We start from the raw sequence: 16,450 nt of genomic DNA, 5'->3' as shown, positions 1-16,450 counted from the left end.
CGGGATTATGCCCTGCCCCGCGGGCCCCGTCGCCTGCCGGCCGACGGCTTAACCCTGGGTTAATCCAGGCTGTTCAGCCTTGGCCGCTGATGACATTCCAAGGCTTCGATATGCGTGCATTGATCCTGGGCTTGCTCTGCCTGTTCAGTTCCCTGAGCCTGGCGCAGACCTTCGCCAATCCATTCGCCCAGAGCGACTTTCTTCCAGTGGAGAAGGCCTTCGTCTTTTCCAGCGAACGCCTGCCCTCCGGCCAGACCCGCCTGCACTGGGCGATCAGCGACGGCTACTACCTGTACCAGAAGCGCCTGAAGTTCGACGGCCTGACGCCGGAACAGCTCCCGCCACTGCCGGTCGCCCAGGACCATCACGACGAATTCTTCGGCGACCAGCCGGTCTACCGCGGCGAACTCGAACTGCTGCTGCCCGCCACGGCCCGCGGCACCCTGCGCATGGGCTGGCAGGGCTGTGCCGATGCCGGCCTGTGCTATCCGCCGCAAACCAACGTGGTCGAGCTCGGCGGCGCCAGCCCCGACGCCAGCGCCCAGGCCGACGACCAGGCCCTGGCCGGGACCCTGCAACAGCAGCATCTGGGCTGGGGCCTGCTGGTGTTCTTCGGCCTCGGCCTGCTGCTGGCCTTCACCCCCTGCTCGCTGCCGATGCTGCCGATCCTCGCCGGGCTGGTCATGGGCAACAACGCCAGCAGCCGGCGCGGCTGGGTCCTGGCCGGCACCTACGTGCTGAGCATGGCGCTGGTGTATGCCGCGCTCGGGGTGATCGCCGCCCTGCTCGGCGCCAACCTCCAGGCCTGGCTGCAGCAACCCTGGCTGCTGGGCAGCCTGGCGGCGCTGTTCGTCCTGCTGGCGCTGCCGATGTTCGGCGCGTTCGAGCTGCAGTTGCCGATGTTCCTGCGCGACCGCCTGGAGCGTGCCGGCAGCCACACCCGCGGCGGCAACCTGCTTGGCGCGGCGCTGCTCGGCGCACTGTCCGGCCTGCTCATGGGGCCGTGCATGACCGCGCCGCTGGCCGGCGCCCTGCTTTATATCGCCCAGAGCGGCAATGCCGTACACGGTGGCCTGGTGCTGTTCAGCCTCGGTCTGGGCATGGGCCTGCCGCTGTTGCTGCTGGTGACCCTGGGCAACCGCTACCTGCCCCGTCCCGGCAACTGGATGAACCTGGTCAAGGCGTTCTTCGGCTTCGTCTTCCTCGCCATGGCCCTGTACACCTTGCGCGTGGTGCTCGCGCCGAGCCTGTGGTTGGCGCTTGCCGGCGCCTGGCTGCTGGCCCTGGCCTGGAGCGCCTGGCCGGCACTGAGCCGCTGGCGCGCCGTGCAACCGGTCCTGCTGGTCGCCGGGCTGTGGGGCGCGCTGGCGCTGGTCGGCGCGGCCGGCGGTGGCAGCGATCCGTGGCGGCCACTGGCGCCCTATACCGGTGGTGGTGGCCCCGGCGCGAGCGCTGCGGCCAGCCATGACGCCTTCACCACCGTCAGCACCCCGCAAGCCCTGCAGGCCGAACTGGACGCCGCGCGCAGCCAGGGCCAGTGGGTGTTCCTCGACTACTACGCAGACTGGTGCGTGTCGTGCAAGGTCATGGAGCAGCAGGTGTTCGCCCGTACCGATGTCCTTGACGCCCTCGACGGAGTACGCCTGATCCGCCTGGACGTCACCGCCGATGCCACGCCCGCCCGCGAACTGCTCAAGCGCTACCAGGTCCCCGGGCCGCCGAGCATGCTGTGGATCGGCCCGGACGGCGAAGAACGCCGCACGCGGCGCCTGGTCGGCGAGGTGGATGCCGCGACCTTCTTGAAACACTGGAACGCAGTCCGGAGCGAAGGCTGATGCTGACAGTGAATATCGGCCCGATCGCCCTGGCCCTGGATCACCTGCTGCTGCTCCTGGCCCTGGGCCTGGCGACCCTGGTCGGCTGGCGCGTGGCCAGGCGCGGCGGCGACAATCCCGAGTCCTCGCTGTTCAACCTGTTCATCGTCGGCCTGGTCAGCGCCCGTGTCGGCTTCGTCATCGCCTATTGGCCCATGTACCGCGACGACCTGCTGCAGATCGTCGATATCCGCGACGGCGGCTTCCTGCCCTGGGTCGGCCTGTTCACCGTACTCCTCGGCGCGCTGTGGACCGCCTGGCGCAAACCGGCGCGCCGCCGGCCGCTGGGCTGGGGCCTGGGCAGTGGCGCGTTGTTCTGGATCCTGGCCAGCTGGGCCAGCCACCTCTATGAACAGGGCACGCAACTGCCGGCACTCAACCTGAAGGATGCCCGCGGCCAGGAAGTGGCGCTCGACAGTCATCGCGGCAAGCCGCTGGTGGTCAACCTGTGGGCCACCTGGTGCCCGCCGTGCCGGCGGGAAATGCCGGTGCTGCAACAGGCCCAGCACGAATACCCGAACGTGACCTTCCTGTTCGTCAACCAGGGCGAGACGCCGCAGATCGTCACCAACTTCCTCGCCACCACCGGCCTCAACCTGTCCCATGTGCTGTTCGATGCCGGCGGCCAGCTGGCCGCCCAGGTCGGCTCGATGGCCTTGCCCACCACCCTGTTCTACGACGCCGATGGCCGTCTGGTCGGCAGCCATCTCGGCGAGCTGTCCCGTGCCAGCCTGCGTCACGCGCTGCAGTCCCTGGATGACGAGCTGCAGCCGCTCACCACGCCCGCCACAAGGAATGCACCATGAGAATCCCGTTGTCCCTGAGCCTGGCCCTGGGCCTGTTCGCCAGCCCGCTGCTGCAGGCCGAAGAACTGCCGAATGCCGTGCGCCAGATCGAAGCCAAGGGCGCCAAGGTCGTCGGCAGCTTCGATGCCCCCAATGGCCTGAAAGGCTATGCCGCGCAGTTCCAGAACCGTGGCGTGGCCCTGTACCTGACGCCGGATGGCAAGCATGTGCTGGTCGGCAGCCTGTTCGACGAAAACGGCCAGGACCTCAGCGAAAAGCCGCTGGAGCAACTGGTCTACGCGCCGATGGCCAAGGAGGTCTGGGCGAAGATGGAGAAATCCGCCTGGATCGCCGATGGCAAGGCCGACGCGCCACGCATCGTCTACCTGTTCAGCGATCCCAACTGCCCGTACTGCAATATGTTCTGGGAACAGGCGCGGCCCTGGGTCGAGTCGGGCAAGGTGCAACTGCGCCATATCATGGTCGGCATCATCCGCGCCGACAGCCCGGGCAAGTCCGCCGCCCTGCTCGCGGCCAAGGACCCGCAACAGGCCCTGCTCGAGCACGAGAAGGCCGGCAAGGCCAGCACGCTCAAGCCACTGCAGAGCATCCCGGCGCAGGTCGAGGCGAAACTCGCCGCCAACCAGGCACTGATGGAAGAACTGGGCCTGTCCGCCACCCCGGCGATCTTCTACCTCGACGACCAGCAGCATCTGCAGCAGCAACAGGGCGCGCCGCGTCCGGACATGCTCGGCAAAATCCTCGGCAAGCGCTGACCCCCTCCTCCCGCCCGGAGCGAACTCAGCTTCGCTCCGGGTTGCTTGGCCGCCGTCCAGGCGGCATTTTTTTCCCTTCGTCCCGCATCGCCGGTGATGGCACAGATTCGTCACCTGCCTGTGCGATAACGGAGCGCCCTACCCGCACCAGCAGCGCAACGCCTCTATGACGCGGCTCTTCGCCAGAGCAGAGCACCCATGGTTTGGTGCGCGCGTTCACAGTTATTGGCTTAGAACAAAATCACATAGGGACTTATTAACTTTCGCAATTGACAATAATTATCATTAATACTAGTTTGTCGCACGTCGCAGCGAACCGCCCCACACGGCAAGGTTCGCTATCCACTTAGAGAAAAGGTGATTTCCATGGCGGAACAACTATCCACAGGTAAGTGCGATTCACCGTTACTCCAAGCGTTCGTCGACAACCGCAGCATTCTCGTCAAGATCGCGGCGCGCATCACCGGCTGCCGCTCACGCGCCGAGGATGTGGTGCAGGACGCTTTCTTCCGGCTCAATTCAGCGCCCCAGATCACCTCCTCGTTCAAGGCGCAGCTGAGCTATCTGTTCCAGATCGTGCGCAACCTGGCTATCGACCATTACCGCAAGCAGGCGATGGAGATGAAATATTCGGGCAGTGAAGAGGAAGGTCTGAACGTGGTCGTCCAGGGCGCTTCGCCCGAGGCCGCGCATATCAACTTCGCCACCCTCGAACATATCGCCGAGGCCCTTGGCGAACTGCCACCGCGGACCCGCTACGCCTTCGAGATGTACCGCCTGCATGGCGTGCCGCAAAAGGACATCGCCAAGGAACTCGGCGTCTCCCCGACCCTGGTCAACTTCATGATCCGCGATGCCCTGGTGCATTGCCGCAAGGTCTCCAGCGCCCGCAGCGCCGGCCACGCGAACTGAGCTGCCGCGGCGCCCGCTCAGTGACCGTGGGGCTCGATCACCTGGATCTGATAGGGCTTGAAGATCTTCAGCAACTCGCCGCTCTGGCGCAGTTGATTCAGCAGCGCGGCGAACTCCTGCCCGCTGATCTTCGCCTGCGGACGCAGCAGCGCGTAGTGGTGATAGACCTGATCGATCCGCTCTGAGGCCAGCAACTGCCCGACACTGTCCGGGTTGCGCACCTCGTAGTCGCTCAGGTACGAGCGGGTGACCAGCGCGATATCGGCACGCTCGCGCTGCACCATCAGCAGGTTGCTGTCGTGGGAATAGGTCAGCGTGGCGTTGTAGGTGGTGGCCAGGTAGCGCGGGTCGGGATTGAAATCGGCGAAGGCGTAGTGGTAACCGCTGAACAGCGCCAGGCGCTTGCCCTTCAGCTCGTCGAAGTAGCGCTGGTCACGTCCGGCGATGCGGCGGGTGACGAATACCTCGGCATCCTCCAGCCCCATGTCGACAGCCACATGGGGAATGCTCTGCCAGCCCCACTCGGGATTCTCGAAGATCGCCATGTCCACCCGGCCCTGCTCGAAATCGCGGAAGCGCCGCGGGATCGACGTGGGCACGAGGACAAAATGGAAACGGTTCTGCGCCTGGTTCAGCGCTTCGGCCAACTGCGGCAGCAAACCGGTATCGGCGCCCTGCTCGGGACGCACGGTATAAGGCGGAAAGTGCGCCGCGCCGATCCTGATTTCGACGGTATCGACGGCGAAAGCCGCATCGGCCTGCCAGGCCAGGACAAAACACAACAACGAAGGCAATACCCGCGGTATTGGCGCTGGAATCAAGGCAACACTCTCAAGGATTCGGACCTGGATCCGACTAAGCTAGGCGTTTTCCCAGGGTAGTACAACCCGTTGCATGCGCCATTTTCCAGCATCTGGGCAAAATGCCATGGGATATCGCCATCGACCGTGTTTGGCTACGCTTGGACGACATCTTGTCAGGGAATCAGTTATGGGCCATTGGTTGGTCATCGACCTGGAAGCCACCACCGACGACGGCGGCTGGCCGATCACGGATATGGAAATCATCGAAATCGGCGCCAGCCTGGTCAATCGCGAGGGGCGCGAAGTCGATCATTTCCAGCGTTTCGTCAAACCGCGCCGGCGTCCGCAGCTCACCCCCTTCTGCCGCGAGCTGACCCACATCAGCCAGGCCAACGTCGATGCGGCGGCGCCGTTCGGCGAAGTCTGGGCGCAGTTCGAGCGCTGGCTCGGACACTACCAGCCGCGCCTGGAAGGCTGGACCAGCTGGGGCGACTACGACCGCAAGCAACTGCTCCAGGAATGGCAGGCCAACGGCCTCGACAGCCTGCTGGCGCAACTGCCCCATCTCAACCTCAAGCAGCGCTTCGCCAAGGCCCGCCATCTGCAGCGACCGCTGGGCCTGAACGGGGCCTTGCAACTGGCTGGCCTGCAGTTCAGCGGCCAGCAGCACCGAGCCCTGGAAGACGCGCGCAACACCGCGCGTCTGCTACCGCTGACACTGCCGTTGCAGGGCTCCTGAAAGCGGATGACGGGGCCAACGGGCTTGGGCATACTGGCCGGCCTTTTTGGTCCCTTTCTTTTCAGGAGTCGCCCATGTTCAAAGTCAACGAGTACTTCGATGGCACGGTCAAATCGATCGCTTTCGGCACCGCTGAAGGCCCGGCTACCGTCGGCGTGATGGCCCCGGGCGAATACGAGTTCGGCACCTCCCAGCGCGAAATCATGCACGTGGTCGCCGGCGCCCTGACCGTCAAGCTGCCGGACAGCGACAACTGGGAAACCTTCTCCGCCGGCAGCCAGTTCAATGTACCGGCCAATGCCAAGTTCCAGCTGAAGGTGGCGGTGGATACCGCTTACCTGTGCGAGTACCGCGACTGATCGTAGATTTTGGGACCGCTTTGCGGTCCTTTCGCAGTGGTTCGTCACACGACAAGCCAGCTCCTACAAAGGCAACGCGCCATCCCGTAGGAGCGTGGCTTGCCCGCGAAGGACCGCATAGCGGTCCCAAAGTACAACGCAGAATCAGGCCCTTCGCGGGCCCAGGAAGGTCGCCACCTGCTGTGCCGCCGTCTGCAGATGTTGTTCATGCGTAAACCCCGAAGCCTTCAACGGCTTGAGGTCATGGTCCCCCGCCGTCAGCCAGCGCAGCGTGATCGCCGGCGATAGTTCGTACCCTTCCACCGTCTCCCGATTCCCCAACGCATCGCGCTCGCCCTGGACGATCAGGGTCGGCGTCTTCAGTTGCGCCAGATGCGCCACCCGCGGCTTCTCCGGCTTGCCCGCGGCATAGAACGGATACCCCAGGCACACCAGCGCATCCGCCGCCAGTTCATCCGCCAGCAGGCTGGCCATGCGCCCGCCCATGGACTTGCCACCGATGGCCAGCGGCCCAGCGACCAATGGTCGCACCTCCCGCCACACCTCGCGCCAGCACTCCAGCAGCACCGCCTGCGGATTTGGCGGCCTTTTGCCACCCGTGACCCGCCGGTCGGCCATGTAGGGAAACTCGAAGCGCAGCACGCCAAGCCCTTGCCCGGCAAGCCTTTGCGCCATGTCCTGCATGAACCCGCTGTCCATCGGCGCCCCCGCGCCGTGGGCCAGGATCAGACAACCCCGCAAACCGCCATCTGCCTGATTTTGCGGGGCATTCCACAACCACCCCCGCACGTTCGCCCTTGCCGCCAATTGATCCCCGTCAATACCGGCGACCTGCCCATTAATCATGCTTGCCTCGCTGTTTAGCCTGCCTATAACCGTGGATGGGAACCCATACATGAACACAACCAGCAGTACCCCCTACAACTACAGGGTGGTCCGCCAATTCGCCATTATGACGGTGATCTGGGGAATCGTCGGGATGGGGCTCGGCGTTTTCATCGCCGCGCAACTCGTCTGGCCAGCCCTCAACTTCGACCTTCCCTGGACCAGCTTCGGGCGCCTGCGCCCGCTGCATACCAACGCGGTGATCTTCGCCTTCGGTGGTTGCGCGCTGTTCGCCAGCTCGTACTACTCGGTGCAGCGTACCTGCCAGACCACCCTGTTCGCGCCCGCCCTCGCGGCGTTCACGTTCTGGGGCTGGCAACTGGTGATCCTGCTGGCCGCCATCACCCTGCCGCTGGGTTACACCAGCTCCAAGGAATACGCCGAGCTGGAATGGCCGATCGACATCCTGATCACCATCGTCTGGGTGGCCTATGCCGTGGTGTTCTTCGGGACGCTGATAAAGCGCAACACCAAGCACATCTACGTCGGCAACTGGTTCTTCGGCGGGTTCATCCTCACCGTGGCGATGCTGCACATCGTCAACAACCTGGAACTGCCGGTCAGCCTGACCAAGTCCTACTCGCTGTACAGCGGCGCCACCGACGCCATGGTGCAGTGGTGGTACGGCCACAACGCCGTGGGCTTCTTCCTCACCGCCGGCTTCCTCGGGATGATGTACTACTTCGTGCCCAAGCAGGCCGAACGTCCGGTCTACTCGTATCGCCTGTCCATCGTGCACTTCTGGGCGCTGATCACCCTGTACATCTGGGCCGGTCCGCACCACCTGCACTACACCGCGCTGCCGGACTGGGCACAGTCGCTGGGCATGATCATGTCCCTGGTGCTGCTGGCACCGAGCTGGGGCGGCATGATCAACGGCATGATGACCCTCTCGGGCGCCTGGCATAAGCTGCGCAGCGACCCGATCCTGCGCTTCCTCGTGGTCTCGCTGGCGTTCTACGGCATGTCGACCTTCGAAGGTCCGATGATGGCGATCAAGACCGTCAACGCCCTGTCCCACTACACCGACTGGACCATCGGCCACGTACACGCCGGTGCCCTCGGCTGGGTCGCGATGATCTCCATCGGCGCCCTGTACCACATGATTCCGAAAGTCTTCGGCCGGACCCAGATGCACAGCATCGGCCTGATCAACGCGCACTTCTGGCTCGCCACCATCGGCACCGTGCTCTACATCGCCTCGATGTGGGTCAACGGTATCGCCCAGGGCCTGATGTGGCGCGCGGTCAACGCCGACGGCACGCTGACCTACTCGTTCGTGGAAACCCTGGTGGCCAGCCACCCAGGCTTCATCGTGCGCTTCGTCGGCGGTGCGATCTTCCTGACCGGCATGCTGCTGATGGCCTGGAACACCTGGCGCACCGTGCGTGCCCCGGCGCCGGCAACCGCAGACGCAACCGCGCAGCTGGCCTGAGGAGTAGGACATGAAACACGAAGTGATCGAGAAAAACGTCTTCCTGCTGGTGCTGCTGATGGTTTTCGCCGTGAGCATCGGCGGCCTGACCCAGATCGTCCCGCTGTTCTTCCAGGACGTCACCAACAAGCCGGTGGAAGGCATGAAGCCCTACACCGCGCTGCAACTGGAAGGCCGCGACATCTACATCCGCGAAGGCTGCGTCGGCTGCCACTCGCAGATGATCCGGCCGTTCCGCGCCGAGACCGAGCGCTACGGCCACTACTCGGTGGCCGGCGAGAGCGTCTGGGACCACCCGTTCCTGTGGGGTTCCAAGCGTACCGGTCCGGACCTGGCCCGCGTCGGCGGCCGCTACTCCGACGACTGGCACCGTGCGCACCTGTACAACCCGCGCAACGTGGTGCCGGAGTCGAAGATGCCATCCTACCCGTGGCTCGTCGCGCAACAGGTCGATACCAGCCACACCGAAGCCAAGATCAAAGCCATGCGCAGCCTCGGCGTGCCCTACACGGATGACGACATCAGCGGTGCCGTCGCCTCGGTGAAAGGCAAGACCGAAATGGACGCGCTCGTCGCCTACCTGCAGGTGCTCGGCACCGCGATCAAGAACAAGAGGTAAGCGCCATGGATTTCACCCTGGATATCGGCCAGTTGCGCGGTCTCGGCACCCTGGTGGTGGCGATCGCCTTCATCGGCCTGTCGCTCTGGGTCTTCAACCGTCGCCGTGACCGTGAATTCGCCGAAGCGGCCCTGCTGCCCTTCGCCGACGAGCGCCTGCCAAGCGCCGAAAAAGAAAAAGCCTTGAGGAGTAACCGGCAATGACCACCTTCTGGAGTACGTACATCAGCGTACTGACCATCGGCAGCCTGATCGGCCTGACCTGGTTGCTGCTGTCCACCCGCAAGGGCGAGACACCCGGCAGCACCGACCAGACCATGGGCCACTCCTTCGATGGCATCGAGGAATACGACAACCCGCTGCCGCGCTGGTGGTTCTGGCTGTTCGTCGGCACCCTGGTGTTTTCCGCCGGCTACCTGGTGCTCTACCCGGGCCTGGGCAACTGGAAAGGCATCCTGCCCGGCTATGAGAATGGCTGGACCGGGACCAACGAGTGGCAGAAGGAAATGGAGCGCGCCGACGCCAAGTACGGACCGATCTTCGCCAAATTCGCCGCCATGCCGGTGGAAGAAGTGGCCAAGGATCCGCAGGCGCTGAAGATGGGCGGTCGCCTGTTCGCCTCCAACTGCGCCGTGTGCCACGGCTCCGACGCCAAGGGCTCCTACGGCTTCCCCAACCTGACCGACAGCGACTGGCGCTGGGGCGGCGAGGCGGAAACCATCAAGACCACCATCATGCTCGGTCGTCACGGGGTGATGCCGGCCTGGTCGGAAGTCATCGGTGAGCAGGGCGTGGCCGACGTGGCCGCCTTCGTCCTGACCAATCTCGATGGTCGCAGCCTGCCGGAAGGCACCAAGGCCGATGCAGCCAACGGCGAGAAGATCTTCGCTGCCAACTGCGTGGCCTGCCATGGAGCCGAAGGCAAAGGTACCCCGGCCATGGGCGCGCCGAACCTGACCCACCCGCAGGCGTTCATCTACGGTTCCAGCTTCGCCCAGTTGCAGCAGACCATCCGCTACGGTCGTCAGGGCCAGATGCCTGCCCAGCAGGACATTCAAGGCAACGACAAGGTCCACCTGCTCGCCGCTTACGTCTACAGCCTTTCGCAGCAAGGCGACAAGACTTCTGCACAGTGATACATCAGTCCATCTGAGCATTGACTGAAACCGCCGCGCCAACCTGGGCGCGGCGGTTCCCTTCTCCCCTTGCGACAGAGTGTCGCACCCCTTGTGCCCCCTGCCTTGCACCCCCTTCGAACGAGACTAAGCTTGTTTCCTCATGTGGCGGGAAGCGATGTCGCGCATGCACCGGTGTCTGGTCCATAGCCCTCGTCGCCCTGGCGCAAAGCCGATGTCTGCCTGCGTCACCCTGTTTTTCACGGGGCGACAACGCGGCGCCCCGCCGGCTTCGAGAGCCTTGTTTGGCGTGCAATCCACAATAAAAATGGTGCACATAAAGAATTGATTATTGTGTACAATTTTCGCGGCAGACTGATCGGAAGAGCCGGAACAAAGGCTCTGGCATGGTGTGGGGCAGGCCCCCTTGCGTTGCAATACCCACACTGCCTGTAGATACTTGCGCCGATTTCTCTACCTACAAAAACACCTAAAAACCGTGGAACCTTGGAAATGAGCACAGCAATCAGTCCGACTGCTTATAACTATAAGGTCGTCCGCCAGTTCGCCATCATGACGGTGGTCTGGGGGATCCTTGGCATGGGCCTCGGTGTCTTCATCGCCTCGCAACTGGTCTGGCCACACCTGAACCTTGACCTGCCGTGGACGAGCTTTGGACGCCTGCGCCCCCTGCACACCAACCTGGTGATCTTCGCCTTCGGCGGTTGTGCACTGTTCGCCACCTCCTACTATGTCGTGCAGCGAACCTGCCAGACCCGACTGATCTCCGACAGCCTCGCGGCCTTCACCTTCTGGGGGTGGCAAGCGGTCATCGTCGGCGCGCTGATCACCCTGCCCATGGGTTACACCACCACCAAGGAATACGCCGAGCTGGAATGGCCGATCGCCATTTTGCTGGCCATCGTCTGGGTGACCTACGCCGTGGTGTTCTTCGGCACCATCGTCAAGCGCAAGACCAAGCACATCTACGTCGGCAACTGGTTCTACGGTGCCTTCATCCTGGTCACCGCGATGCTGCACATCGTCAACCACATGTCGCTGCCGGTGAGCTTCTTCAAGTCCTACTCGGCCTACTCCGGCGCTACCGACGCGATGATCCAGTGGTGGTACGGCCACAACGCCGTAGGCTTCTTCCTGACCACCGGCTTCCTCGGCATGATGTACTACTTCGTACCGAAGCAGGCCGAGCGCCCGATCTACTCGTATCGCCTGTCCATCGTCCACTTCTGGGCGCTGATCACCCTGTACATCTGGGCCGGTCCCCACCACCTGCACTACACCGCCCTGCCGGACTGGGCGCAGTCGCTGGGCATGGTGATGTCGATCATCCTCCTGGCACCGAGCTGGGGCGGCATGATCAACGGTATGATGACCCTCTCCGGCGCCTGGCATAAGCTGCGCACCGACCCGATCCTGCGTTTCCTCGTGGTCTCCCTGGCGTTCTACGGCATGTCGACCTTCGAAGGTCCGATGATGGCGATCAAGACCGTCAACTCGCTGTCCCACTACACCGACTGGACCATCGGCCACGTACACGCCGGTGCCCTCGGCTGGGTCGCGATGATCTCCATCGGCGCCGTGTACCACATGATTCCGAAACTCTACGGCCGCGCGCAGATGCACAGCGTCGGCCTGATCAACGCGCACTTCTGGCTCGCCACCATCGGCACCGTGCTCTACATCGCCTCGATGTGGGTCAACGGCATCACCCAGGGCCTGATGTGGCGTGCGATCAACGATGACGGCACCCTCACCTACTCCTTCGTCGAAGCCCTGCAGGCCAGCCACCCTGGCTACATCGTCCGTGCCCTGGGCGGTGCGTTCTTCGCCTCGGGCATGCTGCTGATGGCCTGGAACGTCCTGCGCACCGTACGCGCAGCGAACTCGGCCGAAGCCAAGGCCGCCGAACAGATCGTCGTCGTGGGAGCGCACTGATGAAGCACGAAGTAGTCGAGAAGAATATCGGCCTGCTGGCCTTCTTCATGGTCATCGCCGTGAGCATCGGCGGCCTGACCCAGATCGTCCCGCTGTTCTTCCAGGACGTCACCAACAAGCCGGTCGAAGGCATGAAGCCGCGCACCGCGCTGGAACTGGAAGGCCGCGACGTGTACATCCGCGAAGGCTGCGTCGGCTGCCACTCGCAGATGATCCGGCCGTTCCGCGCCGAGACCGAGCGCTACGGCCACTACTCGGTGGCCGGTGAAAGCGTCTGGGACCATCCGTTCCTCTGGGGTTCCAAGCGTACCGGTCCGGACCTGGCCCGCGTCGGCGGTCGTTACTCCGACGACTGGCACCGCGCGCACCTGTACAACCCGCGCAACGTCGTTCCCGAGTCGAAGATGCCGTCCTACCCGTGGCTGGTGGAAAACAAGCTCGACGGCAAGGACACCGCGAAGAAGATGGAGGTCCTGCGCACCCTGGGCGTGCCGTACACCGACGCGGATATCGCCGGTGCCCGCGACGCGGTCAAGGGCAAGACCGAAATGGACGCGCTGGTCGCGTACCTCCAGGGCCTCGGCACCATCATCAAAAGCAAACGGTGACTGCGATGGATATCGGGATGATTCGAGGCCTGGGCACCGTCGTGGTGATGGTGGCCTTCGTCGGCCTGGCGTTGTGGGTGTTCAGTTCTCGGCGCAAGTCCGAGTTCGACGAAGCGACCATGCTGCCCTTCGCGGATGATCCCGAGGCCAGCAAGCACGTCGAGCAAGCGCAAGCGAAAGCGTCTAGGAGTAACAACGAATGACTACCTTCTGGAGTCTGTACGTCACCGTTCTGAGTCTGGGCACCATCTTCGCCCTGACCTGGCTGTTGCTGTCCACCCGCAAGGGCCAGCGCAGCGAAACCACCGAGGAAACCGTCGGCCATTCCTTCGACGGCATCGAGGAATACGACAACCCGCTGCCGAAGTGGTGGTTCATGCTGTTCGTCGGCACCATCATCTTCGCCCTGGGCTACCTGGCCCTCTACCCGGGCCTGGGCAACTGGAAGGGCATCCTGCCCGGCTACCAGTACCTGGACACCGAGAAGAAGAGCGACTTCGCCAACGGCCAGGCCGGCTGGACCGGCGTCCACGAGTGGGAAAAGGAAATGGCTCGGGCTGACGCCAAGTTCGGACCGATCTTCGCCAAGTTCGCCGCCATGCCGATCGAAGAAGTGGCAAAAGACCCGCAAGCGCTGAAGATGGGCGGTCGCCTGTTCGCCTCCAACTGCTCGGTCTGCCACGGCTCCGACGCCAAGGGTTCCTACGGCTTCCCCAACCTCACCGACAACGACTGGCGCTGGGGCGGCGAACCGGAAACCATCAAGCAGACCATCATGGCCGGTCGTCACGGCGTGATGCCGGCGTGGGCCGAAGTGATCGGCGAGCAGGGCGTGGCGGATGTCGCCGCGTTCGTCCTGACCAACCTCGACGGCCGCAGCCTGCCGGAAGGCACCAAGGCCGACCCGGCCAACGGGCAGAAGATCTTCGCCGCCAACTGCGTGGCCTGCCACGGTCCGGAAGGCAAAGGCACCCCGGCGATGGGCGCGCCCAACCTGACCCACCCGCAGGCGTTCATTTACGGTTCCAGCTTCGCCCAACTGCAGCAGACCATCCGCTACGGCCGTCAGGGCCAGATGCCGGCGCAGCAGGAAATCCAGGGCAACGACAAGGTCCACCTGCTGGCGGCCTACGTCTACAGCCTGTCGCACAAGGAAGAGAAAACGGCCGAGGCGCAGTAAGCCGCGCGGCTGACCCGAGGCCCCGTCAGTGCAGACTGGTGGGGCCTTTTTTCTTCCGGCTTGCAATACCGAACATCTGTAGGAGCTGGCTTGCCTGCGAAGGACCGCAAAGCGGTCCCCGATCAACGCAGACACCATGGCACGATGTATTGGGACCGCTTTGCGGTCCTTCGCGGTGGTTCGTCACACGACAAGCCACGCTCCTACCGAGGGAAGGCGATAAATTGCGAGGGCATGACCTGGATCAATTGACACCGCCATTACACCATTGCCGGCCTTCAACCAACGCGACCCAGTGTCGCACCTGCGTCCGGGAGCCCCTGCACAGGCGTATGATGCGGACCAGAGCAGCAACACTTCTGACTGCGGTCGGCATGCACTGGCCGCGGCGTTTTTCCACTGCCGTGGGACTGTAACGATGAGCAAGCAGATTCCTGTACACGACATCACCCCGCCTGCCAAGAACAAGAAAGACGAGGGCGTCGACCTCTATGCCGCCCGGGAAAAGATCTACACCCGGGCCTTCACCGGCCTGTTCCGCAACCTGCGCATGGCCGGCGGCGCGTTCCTCTTTCTTCTCTACTTCGGGACCGTCTGGCTCAACTGGGGAGGTCACCAGGCGGTCTGGTGGAACCTGCCGGAGCGCAAGTTCTACATCTTCGGCGCAACCATCTGGCCGCAGGACTTCATCCTCCTCTCCGGCATCCTGATCGTCGCCGCCTTCGGCCTGTTCTTCATCACCGTGTTCGCCGGCCGCGTCTGGTGCGGCTACACCTGCCCGCAGAGCGTGTGGACCTGGATCTTCATGTGGTGCGAGAAAGTCACCGAGGGTGACCGCAACCAGCGCATGAAGCTGGACAAGTCGCCGATGAGCGCCAACAAGTTCGCGCGCAAGCTGGCCAAGCACAGCCTGTGGCTGCTGATCGGCTTCGTCACCGGCCTGACCTTCGTCGGCTACTTCTCGCCGATTCGCGACCTGATGGTCGACTTCTTCACCGGCCAGGCCGACGGCTGGGCCTATTTCTGGGTCGGTTTCTTCACCCTCGCCACCTACGGCAACGCCGGCTGGCTGCGCGAACAGGTGTGTGTGTACATGTGCCCCTACGCGCGCTTCCAGAGCGTGATGTTCGACAAGGACACCCTGATCGTGTCCTACGACCCGCGTCGCGGCGAGAGCCGTGGCCCGCGTAAAAAGGACGTGGACTACAAAGCCAAGGGCCTCGGCGACTGCATCGACTGCACCATGTGCGTCCAGGTCTGCCCCACCGGCATCGACATCCGCGACGGCCTGCAGATCGAGTGCATCGGCTGCGCCGCCTGCATCGACGCCTGCGACAGCATCATGGACAAGATGAACTACCCGCGCGGCCTGATCAGCTACACCACCGAGCACAACCTGTCCGGGCAGAAGACCCACATGCTGCGTCCGCGCCTGATCGGCTACTTCATCGTCCTGCTGGTGATGATCGGCCTGCTGGTCAGCGCCTTCTTCATGCGCTCGCTGGTGGGCTTCGACGTCAGCAAGGACCGTGTGCTGTACCGCGAAAACGCCCAGGGCTGGATCGAGAACGTCTACAGCCTGAAGGTCATGAACAAGGACCAGCACGACCACGTCTACGTCCTGGAGGCCAAGGGCCTGCCGAACCTGCGCCTGGACGGCGCGAAGGAAATCCGCGTGGCCGCCGGCGACATCGTCAGCCTGCCGGTGCAACTGTCGGTGTCCCCGGAACAGTTGCCGTCCACCACCAACGAAGTCATCTTCGTGCTTCGCGACGCCGACGACAGTGGCTCCGAAGTCGAAGCCAAGAGCCGCTTCATCGGCCCGCAAATCCGTTAAGAGAGCATTCCCATGCCTGCAGCGAACCCTGCTCACAGCGTCTGGTACAAGAACCTCTGGCCATGGATCATCATCGGCATCCTGGCCACCTCGGTGACCCTGAGCCTGACCATGGTCAGCATCGCGGTGAACAACCCGGACAACCTGGTCAACGACAACTACTACGAGGCCGGCAAGGGCATCAACCGCTCACTGGACCGCGAGCTGCTGGGCCAGACCCTCAAGCTCAAGGCCAGCGTGCACCTGGACGAGGTCACCGGCGAAGTCGAACTGCGCCTGAGCGGCGACAGCCAGCCACAGGCCCTGGAACTGAACCTGATCTCGCCGACCCAGCCGGAGAAGGACCGCAAGGTGGCCCTGACGCTGAGCGGCGAAGGTCGCTATGTCGGGCAATTGCCTGATCGGGTGGAAGGCCGGCGCTTCGTCGAGCTGCTGGGGAGCGAGAATGGGCAGACCTGGCGTTTGTTCGAGGAGGAAGAGGTCAAGCATGACGCGACCCTGGTGCTTGGGGATGAAGAGCTCAAGGGTGCCGAGCATCTGGACAAGTGAAGCCCATGGGGCCGCTTTG

The 16,450-nt window shown here is 63.8% G+C and carries 18 protein-coding genes; 16 read left to right on the top strand and 2 right to left on the bottom strand.

What is annotated here, in order from left to right:
• The first annotated feature begins 110 nt into the window (after nucleotides 1-110).
• The 4 genes from dsbD to RTI28_RS01790 all read left to right on the top strand — a co-directional run bounded on the left by dsbD (nucleotide 111) and on the right by RTI28_RS01790 (nucleotide 4,347).
• Nucleotides 111-1,835, top strand: a complete 1,725-nt coding sequence (dsbD, locus tag RTI28_RS01805; RefSeq protein WP_410478938.1) for a protein-disulfide reductase DsbD — start codon at nucleotides 111-113, stop codon at nucleotides 1,833-1,835.
• Entirely contained in the window at nucleotides 1,835-2,680 is an 846-nt protein-coding gene (locus RTI28_RS01800; RefSeq protein WP_316918851.1) for a TlpA disulfide reductase family protein, read from the top strand. Before dsbD ends, RTI28_RS01800 begins: the two co-directional genes overlap by 1 nt.
• Entirely contained in the window at nucleotides 2,677-3,435 is a 759-nt protein-coding gene (gene dsbG / locus RTI28_RS01795) for a thiol:disulfide interchange protein DsbG (RefSeq protein ID WP_316918850.1), read from the top strand. Before RTI28_RS01800 ends, dsbG begins: the two co-directional genes overlap by 4 nt.
• A 366-nt stretch (nucleotides 3,436-3,801) precedes the next feature.
• Nucleotides 3,802-4,347: an RNA polymerase factor sigma-70 gene (locus RTI28_RS01790; protein ID WP_042123324.1), complete on the top strand. Its 546-nt coding sequence runs from the start codon at nucleotides 3,802-3,804 to the stop codon at nucleotides 4,345-4,347.
• 17 nt (nucleotides 4,348-4,364) lie between these two features.
• Here RTI28_RS01790 and RTI28_RS01785 read toward each other — a convergent pair whose 3' ends face one another.
• Nucleotides 4,365-5,168, bottom strand: coding sequence for a substrate-binding periplasmic protein (locus RTI28_RS01785; RefSeq protein WP_401257297.1), 804 nt, complete (start codon nucleotides 5,166-5,168; stop codon nucleotides 4,365-4,367).
• A gap of 169 nt (nucleotides 5,169-5,337) precedes the next feature.
• Between RTI28_RS01785 and RTI28_RS01780 the strand changes: the two genes are divergently transcribed.
• Both RTI28_RS01780 and RTI28_RS01775 read left to right on the top strand, forming a co-directional pair.
• Nucleotides 5,338-5,889, top strand: coding sequence for an exonuclease domain-containing protein (locus RTI28_RS01780; RefSeq protein WP_316918849.1), 552 nt, complete (start codon nucleotides 5,338-5,340; stop codon nucleotides 5,887-5,889).
• A 74-nt stretch (nucleotides 5,890-5,963) separates the two neighbouring features.
• The gene (locus RTI28_RS01775) at nucleotides 5,964-6,248 is read left to right on the top strand and encodes a pyrimidine/purine nucleoside phosphorylase (RefSeq protein WP_316918848.1); all 285 of its coding nucleotides are present in this window, start codon (nucleotides 5,964-5,966) and stop codon (nucleotides 6,246-6,248) included.
• A 144-nt stretch (nucleotides 6,249-6,392) separates the two neighbouring features.
• On the opposite strand, the gene RTI28_RS01770 is transcribed toward RTI28_RS01775, so the two are convergent.
• Nucleotides 6,393-7,094 carry an alpha/beta family hydrolase gene (locus RTI28_RS01770; protein ID WP_316918847.1) on the bottom strand — a complete coding sequence of 234 codons (702 nt, stop codon included), beginning with the start codon at nucleotides 7,092-7,094 and terminating at the stop codon, nucleotides 6,393-6,395.
• 49 nt (nucleotides 7,095-7,143) lie between these two features.
• Here RTI28_RS01770 and ccoN (RTI28_RS01765) point away from each other — a divergent pair, with 49 nt between their 5' ends.
• The 10 genes from ccoN (RTI28_RS01765) (at nucleotide 7,144) to RTI28_RS01720 (ending at nucleotide 16,431) form a co-directional block, all read left to right on the top strand.
• Entirely contained in the window at nucleotides 7,144-8,568 is a 1,425-nt protein-coding gene (gene ccoN / locus RTI28_RS01765; RefSeq protein WP_316918846.1) for a cytochrome-c oxidase, cbb3-type subunit I, read from the top strand.
• Nucleotides 8,569-8,578: 10 nt separating this feature from the next.
• Entirely contained in the window at nucleotides 8,579-9,187 is a 609-nt protein-coding gene (ccoO, locus tag RTI28_RS01760; RefSeq protein ID WP_042123315.1) for a cytochrome-c oxidase, cbb3-type subunit II, read from the top strand.
• 5 nt (nucleotides 9,188-9,192) lie between these two features.
• On the top strand, nucleotides 9,193-9,390 hold the full coding sequence (locus RTI28_RS01755) for a cbb3-type cytochrome oxidase subunit 3 (protein WP_042123314.1): 198 nt from the start codon (nucleotides 9,193-9,195) through the stop codon (nucleotides 9,388-9,390).
• On the top strand, nucleotides 9,387-10,322 hold the full coding sequence (gene ccoP, locus RTI28_RS01750; protein ID WP_316918845.1) for a cytochrome-c oxidase, cbb3-type subunit III: 936 nt from the start codon (nucleotides 9,387-9,389) through the stop codon (nucleotides 10,320-10,322). The genes RTI28_RS01755 and ccoP (RTI28_RS01750) overlap by 4 nt, the downstream gene beginning before the upstream one ends.
• 492 nt (nucleotides 10,323-10,814) lie before the next feature.
• Nucleotides 10,815-12,257 (top strand): cytochrome-c oxidase, cbb3-type subunit I, encoded by a 1,443-nt coding sequence (ccoN, locus tag RTI28_RS01745; RefSeq protein ID WP_316918844.1) that lies wholly within the window; start codon nucleotides 10,815-10,817, stop codon nucleotides 12,255-12,257.
• Complete coding sequence (gene ccoO, locus RTI28_RS01740; protein WP_042123307.1) at nucleotides 12,257-12,865, top strand: cytochrome-c oxidase, cbb3-type subunit II; 609 nt, start codon at nucleotides 12,257-12,259, stop codon at nucleotides 12,863-12,865. The genes ccoN (RTI28_RS01745) and ccoO (RTI28_RS01740) overlap by 1 nt, the downstream gene beginning before the upstream one ends.
• Before the next feature lie 5 nt (nucleotides 12,866-12,870).
• A complete protein-coding gene (locus RTI28_RS01735) occupies nucleotides 12,871-13,068 on the top strand; it encodes a CcoQ/FixQ family Cbb3-type cytochrome c oxidase assembly chaperone (RefSeq protein ID WP_028945389.1) in 198 nt (65 codons plus the stop codon).
• Nucleotides 13,065-14,045: a cytochrome-c oxidase, cbb3-type subunit III gene (ccoP, locus tag RTI28_RS01730; protein ID WP_316918843.1), complete on the top strand. Its 981-nt coding sequence runs from the start codon at nucleotides 13,065-13,067 to the stop codon at nucleotides 14,043-14,045. Before RTI28_RS01735 ends, ccoP (RTI28_RS01730) begins: the two co-directional genes overlap by 4 nt.
• A 418-nt stretch (nucleotides 14,046-14,463) precedes the next feature.
• Nucleotides 14,464-15,882 carry a cytochrome c oxidase accessory protein CcoG gene (gene ccoG / locus RTI28_RS01725; protein WP_316918842.1) on the top strand — a complete coding sequence of 473 codons (1,419 nt, stop codon included), beginning with the start codon at nucleotides 14,464-14,466 and terminating at the stop codon, nucleotides 15,880-15,882.
• Between the two features lie 12 nt (nucleotides 15,883-15,894).
• Nucleotides 15,895-16,431, top strand: a complete 537-nt coding sequence (locus tag RTI28_RS01720) for a FixH family protein (RefSeq protein WP_316918841.1) — start codon at nucleotides 15,895-15,897, stop codon at nucleotides 16,429-16,431.
• Nucleotides 16,432-16,450: the final 19 nt, after the last annotated feature.

It is taken from the genome of Pseudomonas sp. zfem002 (assembly GCF_032621685.1).
Taxonomy (GTDB): domain Bacteria; phylum Pseudomonadota; class Gammaproteobacteria; order Pseudomonadales; family Pseudomonadaceae; genus Aquipseudomonas; species Aquipseudomonas japonica.
This window is presented reverse-complemented; position numbering and strand designations above follow the sequence as displayed.